Origin of the sequence: Pseudomonas sp. TR47 (assembly GCF_044143025.1) — a bacterium.
In the GTDB taxonomy this organism is placed as follows: Bacteria; Pseudomonadota; Gammaproteobacteria; order Pseudomonadales; family Pseudomonadaceae; genus Aquipseudomonas; species Aquipseudomonas putida_E.
In genome coordinates this window covers 104,780-121,930 of record NZ_JBHFCS010000005.1, presented here as the reverse complement: position 1 = coordinate 121,930, position 17,151 = coordinate 104,780, and the positions used below count along the sequence as shown (strand labels likewise).

The window sequence follows — 17,151 nt, the reverse complement described above, 5'->3', positions numbered from 1 at the left end:
TTCATTTACACGGTATGCAGATACCAGTTGTACTCGAGGTCGGAGATCGAATGCTCGAACTCCTCCAGCTCGCTCTCCTTGCACGCGACGAAGATGTCGATGTACTTCGGATCGATGTACTTGTTCAGGATCTCGCTGTCGTCCAGCTCGCGCAGGGCATCGCGCAGGTTGTTCGGCAGGCTCTGCTCCAGCTGCTCGTACGAGTTGCCTTCGATCGGCTCACCCGGCTCGACCTTGTTGGTCAGGCCATGGTGCACACCAGCCAGTACGGCGGCCATCATCAGGTACGGGTTGGCGTCGGCGCCGGCCACGCGGTGTTCCAGGCGTACGGCGTCGGGCGAACCGGTAGGCACGCGCAGGGCCACGGTACGGTTGTCCAGGCCCCAGCTCGGCGCGTTCGGCACGTAGAACTGGGCGCCAAAGCGACGGTACGAGTTGACGTTCGGGCAAAGGAACGCCATCGACGCAGGCAGGGTCTCGAGCACACCGCCGACAGCATGACGTAGCGCGGCGTTCTGCTCGGGATCCTCGCTGGTGAAGATGTTGTTGCCATCCTTGTCCAGCACGGAAATGTGTACATGCAGGCCGTTGCCTGCCTGGCCCGGATAGGGCTTGGCCATGAACGTGGTGTCCATTTCATGGTCGTAGGCGATGTTCTTGATCAGGCGCTTGAGCAGCACTGCATAATCACAGGCCTTGAGCGGGTCGGGGACGTGGTGCAGGTTGACTTCGAACTGTGCCGGGGCGCTTTCCTTGACGATGGCGTCGGCCGGAATGCCTTGTTCCTTGGCGCCTTCGAGGATGTCCTGCAGGCAATCGGCGTATTCGTCGAGGTCGTCGATCAGGTATACCTGGGTCGACTGCGGGCGCTTGCCCGAGATCGGCGAGCGTGGTGGCTGCGGGCGGCCGTTCACGTTCTCCTGGTCGATCAGGTAGAACTCCAGTTCGAACGCGGCGCAGATGGTCAGGCCCAGGTCGTCGAACTTGCTCACCACCTGACGCAACACTTCACGAGGGTCGGCGAAGAACGGCTCGCCTTCAAGCTCGTGCATGGTCATCAGCAACTGGGCGGTCGGGCGTTTCTGCCACGGCTCGTTGCAGAGCGTGTCCGGGATCGGATAGCAGATGCGGTCAGCATCGCCGATGTCCAGGCCAAGCCCGGTGCTTTCGACGGTGGACCCGTTGATATCGAGGGCGAAGAGGGAGGCCGGCAGGTTGATGCCTTTCTCGTAAACCTTGTGGAGGCTGGTGCGCTCTATGCGCTTACCGCGCACCACACCATTCATATCTGCAATCAGAAGGTCAACGTAGAGAACCTCAGGATGTTCCTTAAGGAACGCGTTCGCTTCGTTAAGCTGAACGGCACGCGGGGGTACCGACATGATGCAACACCTTTGTTGTTAAAAATATCAATCAAGGGGGGCTTGCAGGACCAGTCAATCGAAAAGCCTTACTGATGTCAAGCCAACCCCATGATGCCCTGAAATGGCACATCGACGGCAGATTTGCTGCATATCGGGGCGTGCCATTATCCGCTATTTCCCTGACAAAGGGCTATCTCCGACAAGCCGTGTTTTATTTTTTACGGAGGTGTTGTGTAAAAAAATGAACAAGGCTAAGCTCGGTCTCAACCCAAAACACAATAATACGAGGGTCACATGGTCCGCTTGTCGCGACCTGAAAGCGCTGCCTGTGCAGTGCGCTCGGGTATCCCTGCCGTTCCGGCACGCATCAATTGCGCGGTGGTCGCACTGGCCGCAATAATTGACGCTTTGCGCTTCTGGACTACCCCTCGTAGCGCCGTTTCGCTTCCTTTCTTGTATTCCTGCCCTTCGAACTCATTACGGACACGCTTGTTTCCAGTGTATCCACTGTGCTCCTGCGTGGGGGTTTTTGCTTTAGCAACCCACTCCATCCAGAATCAATGCGCGGACCACATTACCTCCTGAGGTATCTATGAGTAACAACCTCGACCAGCTCACCGATTGGTTGAAAGAGCACAAGATCACCGAAGTCGAATGCCTGATCAGTGACCTGACCGGCATCACCCGCGGCAAGATCTCGCCGACCAACAAGTTCATCGCCGAGAAAGGCATGCGCCTGCCCGAGAGCGTGTTGCTGCAGACCGTGACCGGCGATTACGTCGATGACGACATCTATTACGAACTGCTCGACCCGGCCGACATCGACATGATCTGCCGGCCCGATGAGAACGCTGTGTTCCTCGTGCCGTGGGCCATCGAGCCTACCGCCCAGGTCATTCACGACACCTACGACAAGAAGGGCAACCCGGTCGAGCTGTCGCCGCGCAACGTACTGAAGAAAGTCCTGCAGCTTTACGCCGACAAGGGCTGGCAACCGATCGTCGCGCCAGAGATGGAGTTCTACCTGACCAAGCGCAGCGAGGACCCGGACTTCCCGCTGCAGCCGCCGGTAGGTCGTTCAGGCCGCCCGGAAACCGGCCGTCAGTCGTTCTCCATCGAGGCTGCCAACGAATTCGACCCGCTGTTCGAGGACGTCTACGACTGGTGCGAGCTGCAGCAACTGGACCTCGACACCCTGATTCACGAAGACGGCACGGCGCAGATGGAGATCAACTTCCGTCACGGCAACGCCCTGCACCTGGCCGACCAGATCCTGGTGTTCAAGCGCACCATGCGCGAAGCGGCGCTCAAGCACAATGTGGCCGCCACCTTCATGGCCAAGCCCATGACCGGCGAGCCGGGCAGCGCCATGCACCTGCACCAGAGCGTGGTCGATTCGGTCACCGGCAAGAACATCTTCAGCAATGAAGACGGCAGCATGAGCGAGCTGTTCCTGCACCACATCGGTGGCCTGCAGAAGTTCATCCCCGAGGCGCTGCCGCTGTTTGCCCCGAACGTCAACTCGTTCCGCCGCTTCCTGCCAGACACTTCGGCCCCGGTAAACGTCGAGTGGGGCGAGGAAAACCGCACCGTCGGCCTGCGCGTACCGGATGCCGGCCCACAGAACCGTCGCGTCGAGAACCGCCTGCCAGGCGCCGATGCCAACCCTTACCTGGCCATCGCTGCGAGCTTGCTGTGCGGCTACATCGGTATGGTCGAAGGCATTGCCGCCAGTGCGCCGGTGCAGGGGCGCGGCTACGAGCGGCGCAACCTGCGCCTGCCGCTGACCATCGAGGACGCCTTGGAACGCATGGAAGTCAGCCGCGCGCTGACCCAGTACCTGGGCAAAAAATTCATCACCGGCTACGTTGCCACCAAGCGCGCCGAGCATGAGAACTTCAAGCGCGTCATCAGCTCTTGGGAGCGTGAGTTCCTGCTGTTTGCTGTGTGATCAACCCCTGAGGCCGCCCGCCGGCGGCCTGTGGACCCTGGAGAAGCACATGAGCGTCAAAAACCCGCAAACCCGTGACTGGCAAACCCTGAGCGGCGAGCACCACCTTGCACCTTTCAGTGACTACAAGCAGCTGAAGGAAAAGGGGCCGCGCATCATTACCAAGGCGCAGGGTGTGCATTTGTGGGACAGCGAGGGGCACAAGATCCTCGACGGTATGGCCGGCCTGTGGTGCGTCGCGGTGGGTTATGGCCGTGAAGAGCTGGTACAGGCTGCCGAAAAACAGATGCGCGAACTGCCGTACTACAACCTGTTCTTCCAGACGGCCCACCCGCCTGCGCTGGAGCTGGCCAAGGCCATCACCGACGTGGCGCCCGAGGGCATGACCCATGTGTTCTTCACAGGCTCCGGCTCCGAAGGCAATGACACCGTGCTGCGCATGGTCCGCCACTACTGGGCGCTCAAGGGCAAGCCGCAGAAGCAGACCATCATCGGCCGCATCAACGGCTACCACGGTTCGACCGTCGCCGGTGCAAGCCTGGGCGGCATGAGCGGCATGCACGAACAGGGCGGCCTGCCGATCCCGGGCATCGTGCATATCCCGCAACCGTACTGGTTCGGTGAAGGCGGCGACATGAGCCCGGACGACTTCGGGGTGTGGGCGGCCGAGCAACTGGAAAATAAGATTCTGGAAGTGGGCGAGGACAACGTCGCAGCTTTCATCGCCGAGCCGATCCAGGGTGCCGGCGGCGTGATCATCCCGCCAGAAACCTACTGGCCGAAGGTCAAGGAGATCCTCGCCAAGTACGACATCCTGTTCGTCGCTGACGAAGTGATCTGCGGTTTTGGCCGTACCGGCGAGTGGTTCGGCTCAGACTACTACGACCTCAAGCCGGACCTGATGACCATCGCCAAAGGCCTTACTTCCGGTTACATCCCCATGGGCGGTGTGATCGTGCGTGACAAGGTGGCCAAGGTGCTCAGCGAAGGCGGAGACTTCAACCACGGCTTCACCTATTCCGGCCACCCGGTGGCGGCTGCGGTAGGCCTGGAAAACCTGCGCATCCTGCGCGACGAGAAGATCGTCGAGAAGGTCCGTACGCAAGTGGCACCCTACTTGCAGAAACGTCTGCGTGAGCTGCAGGACCACCCGCTGGTGGGCGAGGTACGCGGCCTGGGCCTGCTCGGCGCGATCGAGCTGGTCAAGGACAAGGCCTCCCGTAGCCGTTACGAAGGCAAGGGTGTGGGCATGGTCTGCCGCAATTTCTGCTTCGACAACGGCCTGATCATGCGCGCGGTGGGTGACACCATGATCATCGCTCCACCCTTGGTGATCAGCCATGCAGAGGTGGACGAGCTGGTGGAAAAGGCGCGCAAGTGCCTGGACCTGACCCTCGAAGCGATCCGTTGAGCGCCTGCTAGGCTAGCGATGTGACATTAAGTCGTTACAAGGGGATGGTTTCCTTGAAACAGCGCCTTGTAACTTGCCAGACTAGCGGCTGTTTCAGTCGCCCGGCGCTCTGCACGGTAGGTTCTGGCTGCTGAACAGATGGCTAAATAAAAAATTCTGGAGCATGACGCATGAAGAAAATGGGCAAGACGTTGCTGGCCGCCGCCCTGATGGGTGCCATGGCCACCGCTGTACAGGCTGAAGACAAGGTGCTGAACGTCTACAACTGGTCGGACTACATCGCTCCGGACACCATCGCGAAGTTCGAAAAACAGACAGGCATCAAGGTCAAGTACGACGTCTTCGACAGCAACGAAACCCTGGAAGCCAAGCTGCTGGCGGGCAAGTCCGGCTATGACGTGGTCGTGCCGTCCAACAACTTCCTGGCCAAGCAGATCAAGGCGGGGGTCTACGAAGAGCTCGACCGCTCCAAGCTGCCGAACTGGAAGAACCTCGACGAAGACCTGCTCAAGGCCGTCGGTGACGCCAGCGACAAAGGCAACAAGCACGCCTTCCCTTACATGTGGGGCTCGATCGGCATCGGCTACAACCCGGAGAAGGTCAAGGCCGCGCTGGGCGTCGACAAGATCGATTCGTGGGACGTCGTGTTCAAGCCTGAGAACATCGAGAAGCTCAAGAGCTGTGGCGTGAGCTTCCTCGACGCCCCGACCGAAATGCTGCCAGCCGCGCTGCACTATCTGGGCCTGCCTAGCGACAGCACCAAGAAAGAAGACCTGAAGAAGGCCGAGGACCTGTTCCTGAAGATTCGTCCTTCGATCACCTACTTCCACTCGTCCAAATACATCGGCGACATGGCCAACGGCAACATCTGCGTGGCCGTCGGGTACTCGGGTGACCTGGAGCAATCCAAAGCCCGCGCACACGAAGCCGGCGACAAGGTCAAGGTCGACTACATCATCCCGAAAGAAGGCGCTGGCACCTTCTACGACATGGTCGCCATCCCCAAGGATGCCGAGCACAAGGACGCCGCCTACAAGTTCATGGACTTCCTGATGCAGCCGGAAATCATGGCCGAGATCACCAACGCCGTACGTTTCCCGAACGGTAACGCTGCTGCGACCCCGTTGGTGGACAAGGACATCACCAGCGACCCGAGCATCTATCCACCTGCCGACGTGAAAAAGCACCTGTACGCGATCGCCGCGCCAGAAGCTGCTGCCCAGCGTCTGATCACCCGCAGCTGGACCAGGATCAAGTCGGGCAAGTAAGCCCGATGCAAGACCTCTGGGCCGGGGTTTTCCGGCCCAGAGCCGGTGAATGGCAATTGATGATTGCGGCATCGTGGCTGCGAGGGTAAGTTGCGCGCCGGTTTTGCGTGCGCGGCAGCGCTGCGCCGTTACCAAGGCACTGATTGTGAGGACCACCCACTTGTCTATTTCTGTATTACGCAAAGCCTTGATGGCTGGAGCGGGCCTGACGCTGGCATGCAGCGTCCAAGCGGCGCCTACGGTGCACTTCTACAACTGGTCCGACTACATTGGCCCGACCACGCTCGAAGACTTCGAGAAAGCCACGGGTATCAAACCTGTGCAGGACGTGTTCGACTCCAACGAAACCCTGGAAGGCAAGCTGCTGGCCGGCAACACCGGTTATGACGTGGTAGTGCCGTCCAACCATTTCCTCGGCAAGCAGATCAAGGCGGGCGCGTTCCAGAAGCTCGACAAGAACCTGCTGCCCAATTATTCCAACCTGGACCCGGCGTTGATGAAGCGCCTGGAAAAGAACGACCCAGGCAACCAGTACGCCGTGCCTTACCTGTGGGGCACCAATGGCATCGGCTACAACGTCGACAAGGTCAAGGCGGCACTGGGCGTGGACACCATCGATTCCTGGGCCGTGCTGTTCGAGCCCGAGAACATGAAGAAGCTCTCCCAATGCGGCGTGGCGTTCCTGGATTCGGCGGATGAAATGCTGCCGGCGGTGCTCAACTACATGGGGCTGGACCCCAACAGCACCAACCCCAAGGACTACGAGAAGGCCGAGCAGAAGCTGCTGGCGGTACGCCCGTACGTAACCTACTTCCACTCGTCCAAGTACATCACGGACCTGGCCAACGGCGACATCTGCGTCGCGGCAGGTTTTTCCGGCGATGTGTTCCAGGCCAAGGCCCGCGCTGAAGAAGCGAAGAAGGGCGTGAACCTGGCCTACGCGATTCCCAAGGAAGGCGGCAACCTCTGGTTCGACGTGCTGGCGGTCCCCAAGGACGCCAGGAACGTCAAAGAGGCTCACGCCTTCATCAACTATTTGCTGAAGCCTGAGGTTATCGCCCAGGTCAGTGATTACGTCGGTTACGCCAACCCGAACCCCAAGGCTGGCGACCTGATGGACCAGGCCGTGAGGACTGACGCCGCGGTTTACCCACCGCAGGAAGTGCTGGACAAGATGTTCGTCAACAGTGAGTTGCCACCGAAGGTGCAACGTTTGATGACCCGCAGCTGGACCAAGGTCAAGTCGGGCAAGTAACAATCCAGGCCCGCCGCCAAAGCAGGGGCGGGCACACAAATCTTGTTGGGAGTTTCACTCATGGCAGTTGCCTCCGGTGCCTATAAGAAAGCCCTCGAGGGTGGCCAGCAACCCAAGCAGGTGTTGGTCAAGATCGACCGGGTCACAAAAAAATTCGACGAAACGGTAGCGGTGGACGATGTGTCGCTGGAGATCCGCAAGGGCGAAATTTTCGCCCTGCTCGGTGGCTCCGGTTCGGGCAAGTCGACCTTGCTGCGTATGCTGGCCGGTTTCGAGCGCCCGACTGAAGGGCGTATTTTCCTCGATGGCGTAGACATCACCGACATGCCGCCCTACGAGCGGCCGATCAACATGATGTTCCAGTCCTACGCGCTGTTCCCGCACATGACCGTGGCGCAGAACATCGCCTTCGGCTTGCAGCAGGACCGGATGCCCAAGGCCGAGATCGACGCCCGCGTGGCCGAGATGCTCAAGCTGGTGCACATGACCCAGTACGCCAAGCGCAAGCCGCACCAGCTCTCCGGTGGTCAGCGTCAGCGTGTGGCCTTGGCCCGTTCGCTGGCCAAGCGCCCCAAGCTGTTGCTGCTCGATGAGCCAATGGGCGCGCTGGACAAGAAGCTGCGCTCGCAGATGCAGCTGGAACTGGTCGAGATCATCGAGCGCGTGGGCGTGACCTGCGTGATGGTGACCCACGATCAGGAAGAGGCCATGACCATGGCCCAGCGCATTGCCATCATGCACCTGGGCTGGATTGCCCAGATCGGTTCGCCTGTGGATATCTATGAGACGCCCACCAGCCGCCTGGTGTGCGAGTTCATCGGTAACGTCAACCTGTTCGAGGCCGAAGTGATCGACGATGCCGAAGGCCATGCGCTGATCGCCTCGCCGGAACTCGAGCGCAAGATCTACGTTGGCCACGGTGTGTCCACTTCGGTTGAAGACAAGCACATCACCTACGCCCTGCGCCCGGAAAAAATGCTGGTGACTACCGAGCAGCCGGATTTCGAGCACAACTGGTCGCGCGGCAAGGTCCATGACATCGCCTACCTGGGCGGCCACTCGGTGTTCTACGTCGAGCTGCCCAGCGGCAAAGTGGTCCAGTCTTTCGTCGCCAACGCCGAGCGCCAGGGCACCCGCCCGACCTGGGGCGATGAAGTGTACGTCTGGTGGGAAGACGACAGCGGCGTGGTACTGCGGTCATGAAACTGCGCAAGCTCAAGCGAGCCTTCCAGCGCCTTATCCCCGAGGGGCGGCACCTGGTGATCGGCGTGCCGTTCATCTGGCTGTTCCTGTTCTTCATGCTGCCGTTCTTCATCGTGCTGAAGATCAGCTTTGCCGAAGCCGACGTGGCGATCCCGCCGTATACCGAGATCTACAGCTACGTCGAAGACAAGGTGCAGCTGGTAATCAACCTAGCCAACTATGGCCTGTTGACTGAGGATGAGCTGTACATCTCGGCCTATCTGGGCTCGCTGAAGATGGCCTTCATCAGCACCGTGCTGTGTTTGCTGATCGGCTACCCGATGGCCTATTCGATTGCCAACGCACGCAAGGAAACCCAGACCGTGCTGTTGCTGCTGATCATGATGCCGACCTGGACCGCGATCCTGATCCGCGTCTATGCCTGGATGGGCATCCTCAGCAACAACGGCCTGCTCAACGGGTTCCTGATGTGGACCGGGCTGATCGACCAGCCGTTGCAGATCCTCAACACCAACCTGGCGGTGTACATCGGCGTGGTCTATTCGTACCTGCCGTTCATGATCCTGCCGCTGTTCGCCAACCTGGTAAAGCACGACCAGAGCCTGCTCGAAGCCGCATCGGACCTGGGTTCGAGCACCTTCAACAGCTTCTGGAAGATCACCGTGCCGCTGTCGAAAAACGGCATTATCGCCGGCTGCATGCTGGTGTTCATCCCGGTGGTGGGCGAGTTCGTCATTCCGGAACTGCTGGGCGGCCCGGAAACCCTGATGATCGGTAAGGTGCTGTGGCAAGAGTTCTTCAACAACCGTGACTGGCCGGTGGCCTCTGCCCTGGCGGTGGTGATGCTGGCGATCCTGATCGTACCGATCCTGCTGTTCAACCGTAGCCAGGCCAAAGAAATGGAGGGCAGGGCATGAAGCGCTTCAGTTTCTCCAAGCTGATGCTGGTGCTCGGCTTGCTGTTCATCTACCTGCCGATGCTGATCCTGGTGATCTATTCGTTCAACGCCTCCAAGCTGGTAACGGTGTGGGGCGGCTGGTCGATCAAGTGGTACGTCGGCCTGCTCGACAACACCCAGCTCATGGGGTCGGTGATGCGCTCGCTGGAGATCGCCTGCTACACGGCGGTGGCGGCGGTGGCTTTGGGTACCCTGGCAGCCTTCGTGCTGACCCGGGTCACCCGCTTCAAGGGCCGCACGCTGTTCGGTGGCCTGGTCACTGCACCGCTGGTGATGCCTGAAGTGATCACCGGTCTGTCGCTTTTGCTGCTGTTCGTGGCCATGGCGCAGACGATCGGCTGGCCGCAGGAACGGGGCGTGGTCACCATCTGGATCGCCCACACCACGTTCTGCGCGGCCTATGTGGCGGTAGTGGTGTCGGCGCGCCTGCGCGAGCTGGACCTGTCGATCGAAGAAGCGGCCATGGACCTGGGCGCCAAGCCGTGGAAGGTGTTCTTCCTGATCACCATCCCGATGATTGCGCCGTCGCTGGCGGCGGGCGGCATGATGTCGTTCGCCCTGTCGCTGGATGACCTGGTACTGGCCAGCTTCGTGTCCGGGCCTGGTTCGACCACCTTGCCGATGGAAGTGTTCTCCGCTGTGCGCCTGGGCGTGAAGCCGGAGATCAACGCCGTGGCCAGCCTGATCCTGCTGTCGGTGTCATTGGTGACCTTCATGGTCTGGTACTTCAGCCGCCGCGCCGAAGAGCATCGCCGCAAGGCGATCCAGCAGGCGATCGAGGAGGGTGCTGCGGCCAGCGTGTCGCAGCCGCAGGTCAAACGCACGACGGCAGCCGCAGCGTCGGCCTGAGCGCGGTAGTCGCGGGCAAGCCCGCTTCCACAGGTAGGTTGCACGCCGCGAGGGCTGCATCGATCCAGTGGAAGCGGGCTTGCTTGTTTCAGGGCCCGCATTGTCGCCATGACCGCCCAACTGACTTTGATCAGTGTTTTTTCTGAACCCTGATCTACGCTAACAGTCGCATCCCACGAATCATTTGCGCGCAAGCCAGGAGCCTGCATGAGGGTGACGCGTTCACTGTTGGTCGTAGGCTTGGGGCTGCTTGGCCTGCTCACAGGTTGCAGCAAGGAAGAGGCTCCCGAGGTTTTGCCACGGGTCGGTGTATTGCAAGTCCAACCCACTGACTTCGCCGCCAGGGTCACCCTGACCGGTGATGTGCAGGCGCGTGTGCAGACTGATCTCTCGTTTCGCGTGGGTGGCAAGATCATCTCGCGCAGCGTTGACGTGGGCGACCACGTGAAGGCCAATCAGGTGCTGGCCCGGCTGGACCCCAAAGACCTGCAGAACAATGTCGATTCGGCCAAGGCCGAGGTGTTCGCTGCTCAGGCGCGCGTCACCCAGACCAGCGCGGCCTTCGTCCGCCAGCAAAAACTCTTGCCCAAGGGCTACACCAGCCAGAGCGAATACGACTCGGCCGAAGCATCGCTGCGCAGCAACCAGAGCGCGCTCAAGGCAGCCCAGGCGCAACTGGCCAATGCCCAAGAGCAACTGGGCTACACCGCATTGGTGTCGGAGGCTGATGGGGTGATCACCGAGCGCCAGGCCGAGGTCGGTCAAGTGGTCCAGGCGACCATGCCGATCTTCAGCCTGGCCACCGATGGCGACCGCGATGCAGTGTTCAACGTCTACGAATCGCTGCTGGTGGCACCGCCCAGCGATGCAGGGGTGATCGTCAGCCTGCTGGACGACCCCAAGGTCCAGGCGCATGGCTTCGTGCGCGAAATCACCCCCACGGTATCGGCGCAAAGCGGCACGGTGCAGGTCAAGGTAGGCCTGAAAGACGTGCCAGCAGGTATGCAACTGGGCGCCCCGGTGACCGCCACCACCAATGCTCAGGGCCGGCCCAGCGTTGAACTGCCTTGGTCGGCGCTGACCAAGGCCCTGCATGACCCCGCCGTGTGGGTGGTGGGCGAGGGTGACAAGGTGGAATTGCGCAAAGTCGAAGTCAGCCGTTACCTCACCGGCAAGATCGTGGTCGCCAGTGGCCTGAAGGGTGGCGAAACCGTGGTGGTCAAAGGCGGGCAACTGCTGCACCCCGGCATGCAGGTGCTGAAGGTCGACGCCAAGGCCCAAGGGGGCGAGCTATGAAGCGCCTGCTGCTGATGCTGTCGGCCGGCATACTGCTGGCCGGCTGCAGTAACGAGGAAGAGGCATCAGTGCCGATTCGGCCCGTACTGTCGGTCAAGGTCGAACCCCAGGTGCAATCGCAGTTGGGCCGTTTCGCTGGCAGTATCCAGGCGCGTTTCGAAAGCACCTTGGGTTTCCGGATTTCCGGGCGCATTGCCCGGCGCTGGTTGGACGTGGGCGCCCAGGTGAAGGCGGGTGACACCCTGGCCACGCTCGACCCGACCGACCAGCAGAACCAGCTGCGCGCCGCCGAAGGCGACTTGGCCAAGGTGCAGGCGCAATGGATCAACGCCCAGGCCGATGCCCGTCGCCAACAGCAGTTGTACGACCGCGGCGTTGGCGCCCAGGCCCAGCTGGATATCGCCCAGACTAACCTGAAAACCACCAGCGCAGCGCTCGAGCAGGCGCGCTCTGCGCTCAGCCAGGCTCGTGACCAACTCGACTACAGCACCCTGCGCACCGATCACGCCGCGGTGATCACCGCGTGGCAGGCCGAAGCCGGGCAAACCGTTACCGCAGGGCAAGCCGTGGTGACCCTGGCCCGGCCGGATGTGAAGGAAGCGGTGATCGACCTGCCGATCGGCCTGGCCGAGCAGTTGAGCAAAGGCCTGACTTTTACCGTTGCCTCGCAACTCGACCCGACCATCAATACCACAGCCAGCCTGCGCGAGCTGGAGCCCCAGGCCGACGCCACCACCCGTACCCGGCGGGCCCGCCTGACCCTGGCCAGCACGCCGCCGGCGTTCCACCTTGGCACCGCCATCAGCGTGACCCTGAGCTCGGAGGTGAGGCCGCGTAGCGAGCTGCCCTTGAGTGCTTTGCTGGAGCGTGACGGCAAGACCCAGGTATGGGTGATCGACACGCAGCAGAAGACTGTTGCCACCCGTGACGTGGTGTTGATCGACCGCACCGCCGACAGCATCGTCCTGACGTCGGGCTTACAGCCCGGTGAGCGCGTCGTTACCGCGGGTGTGAACAGCCTCAAGCCTGGCCAGAAGGTCACCTTCGACGAGGATGCGCAATGAAAGGAAGCTTCAACCTCTCCGAATGGGCGCTCAAGCACCAGTCATTCGTGTGGTATCTGATGTTCGTTGGCCTGCTGATGGGGATATTTTCGTACTTCAACCTCGGGCGTGAGGAAGACCCGTCATTCACCATCAAAACCATGGTCATCCAGACCCGCTGGCCAGGTGCGACCCAGGACGAAACCCTCTACCAGGTCACCGACCGCATCGAGAAAAAGCTCGAAGAGCTGGATTCCCTCGACTACACCAAAAGCTACACCCGGCCGGGTGAGTCCACCGTTTACGTGTACCTGCGCGACACCACCAAAGCCAAGGACATCCCGGAAATCTGGTACCAGGTGCGCAAGAAGATCCAGGACATCCGCGGCCAGTTTCCGCAGGGTATTCAGGGGCCTGCCTTCAACGACGAGTTCGGTGACGTATTCGGCTCGGTCTACGCCTTTACCTCTGATGGGCTGACCCTGCGCCAGCTGCGCGACTACGTTGAACAGGCCCGCGCTGAAGTGCGCGAAGTGCCCAACATCGGCAAGATCGAACTGATCGGTACCCAGGACGAAGTGCTGTACCTGAACTTCTCGACCCGCAAACTGGCGGCGCTGGGCATCGACCAGCGCCAGGTCATGCAGGCCCTGCAATCACAGAACGCGGTAACGCCTGCCGGGGTGATCGAGGCGGGGCCAGAGCGCATTTCGGTGCGTACCACCGGGCAGTTCGCTTCCGAGAAAGACCTGCAAACCGTCAACCTCAGGATCAACGACCGCTTCTTCCGCCTGGCCGATATCGCTGATATCGAGCGCGGCTACGTCGACCCGCCGACGCCAATGTTCCGCTTCAACGGCCAGACCGCAATCGGCCTGGCCATCGGCATGAAAGCCGGTGGCAACATGCAGGTATTCGGTGCGGCGCTGAAGAAAAAAATGGACAGCGTGATCACCGACTTGCCGGTCGGGGTAGGTGTGCACACCGTGTCAGACCAGGCGGTGGTGGTAAAGCAGGCAGTCGGCGGCTTCACTAGCGCGCTGTTCGAAGCGGTGGTGATCGTATTGGCGGTGAGCTTTATCAGCCTCGGTGTGCGTGCTGGGTTGGTGGTGGCGTGCTCGATCCCGTTGGTGCTGGCGATGGTGTTCGTGTTCATGGAGTACAGCGGTATCACCATGCAGCGGATCTCGCTGGGCGCGCTGATCATCGCCCTCGGCCTGCTGGTGGATGATGCGATGATCACCGTGGAGGTCATGGTCACGCGGCTGGAGATGGGCGAGACCAAGGAGCAGGCAGCTACGTTCGCCTATACCTCTACCGCATTCCCCATGCTCACCGGCACCTTGGTGACCGTTGCCGGCTTCGTGCCCATTGGGCTCAATGCCAGCTCGGCGGGTGAGTACACCTACACACTGTTCGCGGTAATCGCCGTGGCGTTGATCGTGTCGTGGGTGGTGGCCGTGTTCTTCGCGCCGGTACTGGGCGTGCATATCCTGAGCAGCAAGCTCAAGGCTCACAAGGAGCAGACCGGGCGAGTAGGACGAGCGTTCGAGGGTGGCCTGCTGTGGTGCATGCGCAACCGCTGGCTGACCATCATCGGCACGGTACTGTTGTTTGCTTTGGCGATCTTCTGCGAGCGTTTCGTGCAGAACCAGTTCTTCCCGTCCTCGGACCGCCCGGAAATCCTTGTCGACCTCAACTTGCCGCAAAACGCTTCGATCGAGCAGACGCGCAAGGTGGTGGACCGTTTCGAGGCGCGGATCAAGGACGACCCGGACCTGGTGCACTGGAGCACTTACATTGGCCAGGGCGCTATCCGTTTCTACCTGCCCCTCGACCAGCAGTTGCAGAACCCCTACTACGCACAGTTGGTCATTGTCAGCAAGGGTTTCGAAGAGCGCCAGGGCATGATGAAGCGCTTGCAGAAGATACTGCACGAAGAGTTCGTGGGCATTGGCAGCAACGTCCAGTCGCTGGAGATGGGCCCGCCAGTGGGCCGGCCAATCCAGTATCGGATCAGCGGCGCCGACATCGATCAGGTGCGCCGGCATGCCATCGACCTGGCTACCCTGCTGGACCAGAACGAGCACATCGGCGAGATGATCTACGACTGGAACGAGCCGGGTAAAGTGTTGCGCGTGGAAATCGCCCAGGACAAGGCGCGTCAGCTGGGGCTGTCGTCCGAAGATGTGGCCAATGTGATGAACAGCATCGTCAGCGGTGTGCAGATCACCCAGGTCAATGACAGCATTTACCTGGTCAATGTGGTTGCGCGGGCTGAGGACAGCGAGCGGGGTTCGCCTGATACCCTGCAGAACCTGCAGATACTCACCCCTGGCGGCACCTCGATTCCGCTGCTTTCGTTCGCCACCGTGCGCTACGAGCTGGAGCAGCCGCTGGTATGGCGCCGCGACCGCAAGCCGACCATCACCATCAAGGCCTCGGTCAACGGCGACATCCAGCCCACCGATCTGGTGGCCCAGCTGAAGCCGGAGATTGACGAGTTCGCCAGCAAGCTGCCGGTGGGCTTCGAAGTGGCCACTGGCGGTACGGTGGAGGAGAGCGCCAAGGCGCAAGGGCCTATCCGCAAGGTGATCCCACTGATGCTGTTCCTGATGGCAACGTTCCTGATGATCCAACTGCACAGCGTGCAGAAGTTGTTCCTGGTGGTCAGCGTGGCGCCGCTTGGGCTGATCGGCGTGGTGCTGGCGCTGGTGCCTACGGGGACGCCAATGGGCTTTGTGGCGATCCTCGGCATCCTGGCGCTGGCAGGTATCATCATCCGTAACTCGGTGATCCTGGTAACGCAGATCGATGAGTTCGTGGCGCAAGGCTTTTCGCACTGGGACGCGGTGGTGGAAGCCACCAACCATCGGCGCCGGCCGATCCTGCTGACCGCTGCGGCGGCGAGCCTGGGCATGATTCCGATTGCCCGCGAGGTGTTCTGGGGGCCGATGGCCTACGCCATGATTGGTGGGATCATCGTTGCGACGCTGCTGACGCTGCTGTTCCTGCCGGCGCTCTATGTGGCCTGGTACAAGATCCGCGAGCCTCAGAAGCAATCCAGTTAGTCCTGCAGAAAGCTGGGGCCGCAGTGCGGCCCTTTAGCGAACTCAGCGAATAATAATTCTGGTTATATAAAAATTCTTAAACAGTATTTTTAAGAATATCAGCGCCTCTCTACTATTGCTCTCAAGCCAGGCGCATACCCCCTTCAAAAACCTCTGCCCGGCACCTCACTCACAGGAGAGCGAGCATGAGTGCATCTGTGCGCAGCATTGACGGTCAGGACGAAGCCACCATTGTGCGTGAGATCCAGAGCGCTCTGCGCGATCTGCGTTTCGGTGCGGTGGAGATTACCGTGCACAACGGTCAGGTTGTGCAGATCGAGCGTAAAGAGAAGTTCCGCCTGCAACAGCCCGGCAACAAGCCCGGCTGATACCGCACTTCACTCAAAACTAGAAAAATGCCAATCGGGAGCTTCACCATGTCCATCCGCCGTTATGCGCTCGCCGCCTTGGCCAGTGCCGTTTTTGCCGGTTCCGCCATCGCCAAGGACTACGAACTGCTGAACGTGTCCTACGACCCGACCCGTGAGCTGTATCAGCAATACAATGCTGAATTCATCAAGCACTGGCAGCTGTCACACCCGGACGACAAGGTGAAGATCCAGCAGTCCCATGGCGGCTCGGGCAAGCAGGGCCGCGCGGTAATCGACGGCTTGCGCGCCGACGTGGTGACCCTGGCCCTGGCGGGTGACATCGACGAGATCGCCAAGTTGGGCAAGACCCTGCCGCAGGACTGGCAGAAGCGCCTGCCGGACGCCAGCACCCCGTACACCTCGACCATCGTGTTCCTGGTGCGCAAAGGCAACCCGAAAGGCATCAAGGACTGGGGTGACCTGATCAAGAAGGACGTTGCGGTCATTACCCCCAACCCTAAAACCTCCGGTGGCGCTCGCTGGAACTTCCTCGCCGCTTGGGCCTATGGCCTGAAGCAAGGTGGTAGCGAAGCCAAAGCCAAGGAATACGTGCAGGAGCTGTTCAAGCACGTGCCGGTTCTGGATACCGGTGCCCGTGGCTCGACCATCACGTTCGTCAACAACGGCCAGGGTGATGTTCTGCTGGCTTGGGAAAACGAAGCTTTCCTGGCGCTGAAGGAGGACGGCGGTGGCGACAAATTCGAGATCGTCGTGCCTTCGCTGTCGATCCTGGCCGAACCGCCTGTGGCGGTGGTCGACAAGAACGCTCAGAAGAAGGGTAATGAACAGATCGCCGAGGAGTACCTCAAGCACCTGTACAGCCCGGCTGGCCAGAGAATCGCTGCCGAAAACTTTTACCGCCCACGTGACGCGAAGGTCGCTGCCGAGTTCGGCAAGCAATTTCCGAAGCTGGATCTTGTAACCATCGACAAGGACTTCGGTGGCTGGAAGACAGCACAGCCCAAATTCTTCAATGATGGCGGGGTGTTCGACCAGATCTATCAGGCTCAGTAAACGGCCATGGAGAAGCGGGGCCGCCTTGCGGCCCTTTCGCGACACAAGGCCGCTCAGG

At 60.8% G+C, this 17,151-nt stretch carries 14 protein-coding genes; 12 read left to right on the top strand and 2 right to left on the bottom strand.

Annotated features, from left to right (window positions below; all coding sequences use genetic code 11):
* Positions 1 to 5: 5 nt before the first annotated feature.
* Together ACEWE8_RS07525 and ACEWE8_RS07520 are read right to left on the bottom strand one after the other, a co-directional pair.
* Positions 6 to 1,382, bottom strand: coding sequence for a glutamine synthetase family protein (locus tag ACEWE8_RS07525; protein ID WP_012312226.1), 1,377 nt, complete (start codon positions 1,380 to 1,382; stop codon positions 6 to 8).
* Positions 1,383 to 1,654: 272 nt separating this feature from the next.
* On the bottom strand, positions 1,655 to 1,915 hold the full coding sequence (locus ACEWE8_RS07520; RefSeq protein ID WP_046786976.1) for a hypothetical protein: 261 nt from the start codon (positions 1,913 to 1,915) through the stop codon (positions 1,655 to 1,657).
* A 41-nt stretch (positions 1,916 to 1,956) separates the two neighbouring features.
* Here ACEWE8_RS07520 and ACEWE8_RS07515 point away from each other — a divergent pair, with 41 nt between their 5' ends.
* The 12 genes from ACEWE8_RS07515 (at position 1,957) to ACEWE8_RS07460 (ending at position 17,093) form a co-directional block, all read left to right on the top strand.
* On the top strand, positions 1,957 to 3,315 hold the full coding sequence (locus ACEWE8_RS07515; RefSeq protein ID WP_012312227.1) for a glutamine synthetase family protein: 1,359 nt from the start codon (positions 1,957 to 1,959) through the stop codon (positions 3,313 to 3,315).
* Between the two features lie 49 nt (positions 3,316 to 3,364).
* Positions 3,365 to 4,726 carry an aspartate aminotransferase family protein gene (locus ACEWE8_RS07510; protein WP_367903849.1) on the top strand — a complete coding sequence of 454 codons (1,362 nt, stop codon included), beginning with the start codon at positions 3,365 to 3,367 and terminating at the stop codon, positions 4,724 to 4,726.
* 170 nt (positions 4,727 to 4,896) lie between these two features.
* Positions 4,897 to 5,994 carry a polyamine ABC transporter substrate-binding protein gene (locus ACEWE8_RS07505; protein ID WP_046786978.1) on the top strand — a complete coding sequence of 366 codons (1,098 nt, stop codon included), beginning with the start codon at positions 4,897 to 4,899 and terminating at the stop codon, positions 5,992 to 5,994.
* Positions 5,995 to 6,154: 160 nt separating this feature from the next.
* Positions 6,155 to 7,249: a polyamine ABC transporter substrate-binding protein gene (locus tag ACEWE8_RS07500; protein ID WP_046787079.1), complete on the top strand. Its 1,095-nt coding sequence runs from the start codon at positions 6,155 to 6,157 to the stop codon at positions 7,247 to 7,249.
* 60 nt (positions 7,250 to 7,309) lie between these two features.
* The gene (potA, locus tag ACEWE8_RS07495; RefSeq protein WP_012312231.1) at positions 7,310 to 8,452 is read left to right on the top strand and encodes a polyamine ABC transporter ATP-binding protein; all 1,143 of its coding nucleotides are present in this window, start codon (positions 7,310 to 7,312) and stop codon (positions 8,450 to 8,452) included.
* A 35-nt stretch (positions 8,453 to 8,487) separates the two neighbouring features.
* On the top strand, positions 8,488 to 9,369 hold the full coding sequence (locus tag ACEWE8_RS07490; protein WP_172655290.1) for an ABC transporter permease subunit: 882 nt from the start codon (positions 8,488 to 8,490) through the stop codon (positions 9,367 to 9,369).
* Positions 9,366 to 10,259: an ABC transporter permease subunit gene (locus ACEWE8_RS07485; protein WP_046786979.1), complete on the top strand. Its 894-nt coding sequence runs from the start codon at positions 9,366 to 9,368 to the stop codon at positions 10,257 to 10,259. Before ACEWE8_RS07490 ends, ACEWE8_RS07485 begins: the two co-directional genes overlap by 4 nt.
* Positions 10,260 to 10,466: 207 nt before the next feature.
* The gene (locus ACEWE8_RS07480) at positions 10,467 to 11,555 is read left to right on the top strand and encodes an efflux RND transporter periplasmic adaptor subunit (RefSeq protein ID WP_046786980.1); all 1,089 of its coding nucleotides are present in this window, start codon (positions 10,467 to 10,469) and stop codon (positions 11,553 to 11,555) included.
* Positions 11,552 to 12,619, top strand: coding sequence for an efflux RND transporter periplasmic adaptor subunit (locus tag ACEWE8_RS07475; RefSeq protein ID WP_046786981.1), 1,068 nt, complete (start codon positions 11,552 to 11,554; stop codon positions 12,617 to 12,619). The genes ACEWE8_RS07480 and ACEWE8_RS07475 overlap by 4 nt, the downstream gene beginning before the upstream one ends.
* Positions 12,616 to 15,669, top strand: coding sequence for an efflux RND transporter permease subunit (locus ACEWE8_RS07470; protein ID WP_046786982.1), 3,054 nt, complete (start codon positions 12,616 to 12,618; stop codon positions 15,667 to 15,669). The genes ACEWE8_RS07475 and ACEWE8_RS07470 overlap by 4 nt, the downstream gene beginning before the upstream one ends.
* A 185-nt stretch (positions 15,670 to 15,854) precedes the next feature.
* Positions 15,855 to 16,037 (top strand): sulfur starvation response protein OscA, encoded by a 183-nt coding sequence (gene oscA, locus ACEWE8_RS07465; protein ID WP_046786983.1) that lies wholly within the window; start codon positions 15,855 to 15,857, stop codon positions 16,035 to 16,037.
* Positions 16,038 to 16,085: 48 nt separating this feature from the next.
* Positions 16,086 to 17,093, top strand: coding sequence for a sulfate ABC transporter substrate-binding protein (locus ACEWE8_RS07460; RefSeq protein ID WP_046786984.1), 1,008 nt, complete (start codon positions 16,086 to 16,088; stop codon positions 17,091 to 17,093).
* Positions 17,094 to 17,151: the final 58 nt, after the last annotated feature.

Excerpts from the sequence above, each read along its gene's own strand:
- ACEWE8_RS07480 (WP_046786980.1), top strand. The coding sequence starts at position 10,467 with ATGAGGGTGACGCGTTCACTGTTGGTCGTAGGCTTGGGGCTGCTTGGC.
- ACEWE8_RS07510 (WP_367903849.1), top strand. The coding sequence starts at position 3,365 with ATGAGCGTCAAAAACCCGCAAACCCGTGACTGGCAAACCCTGAGCGGC.
- ACEWE8_RS07505 (WP_046786978.1), top strand. The coding sequence starts at position 4,897 with ATGAAGAAAATGGGCAAGACGTTGCTGGCCGCCGCCCTGATGGGTGCC.
- ACEWE8_RS07475 (WP_046786981.1), top strand. The coding sequence starts at position 11,552 with ATGAAGCGCCTGCTGCTGATGCTGTCGGCCGGCATACTGCTGGCCGGC.
- ACEWE8_RS07520 (WP_046786976.1), bottom strand. The coding sequence starts at position 1,915 with ATGGAGTGGGTTGCTAAAGCAAAAACCCCCACGCAGGAGCACAGTGGA.
- potA (WP_012312231.1), top strand. The coding sequence starts at position 7,310 with ATGGCAGTTGCCTCCGGTGCCTATAAGAAAGCCCTCGAGGGTGGCCAG.
- oscA (WP_046786983.1), top strand. The coding sequence starts at position 15,855 with ATGAGTGCATCTGTGCGCAGCATTGACGGTCAGGACGAAGCCACCATT.
- ACEWE8_RS07485 (WP_046786979.1), top strand. The coding sequence starts at position 9,366 with ATGAAGCGCTTCAGTTTCTCCAAGCTGATGCTGGTGCTCGGCTTGCTG.
- ACEWE8_RS07525 (WP_012312226.1), bottom strand. The coding sequence starts at position 1,382 with ATGTCGGTACCCCCGCGTGCCGTTCAGCTTAACGAAGCGAACGCGTTC.
- ACEWE8_RS07460 (WP_046786984.1), top strand. The coding sequence starts at position 16,086 with ATGTCCATCCGCCGTTATGCGCTCGCCGCCTTGGCCAGTGCCGTTTTT.
- ACEWE8_RS07515 (WP_012312227.1), top strand. The coding sequence starts at position 1,957 with ATGAGTAACAACCTCGACCAGCTCACCGATTGGTTGAAAGAGCACAAG.
- ACEWE8_RS07470 (WP_046786982.1), top strand. The coding sequence starts at position 12,616 with ATGAAAGGAAGCTTCAACCTCTCCGAATGGGCGCTCAAGCACCAGTCA.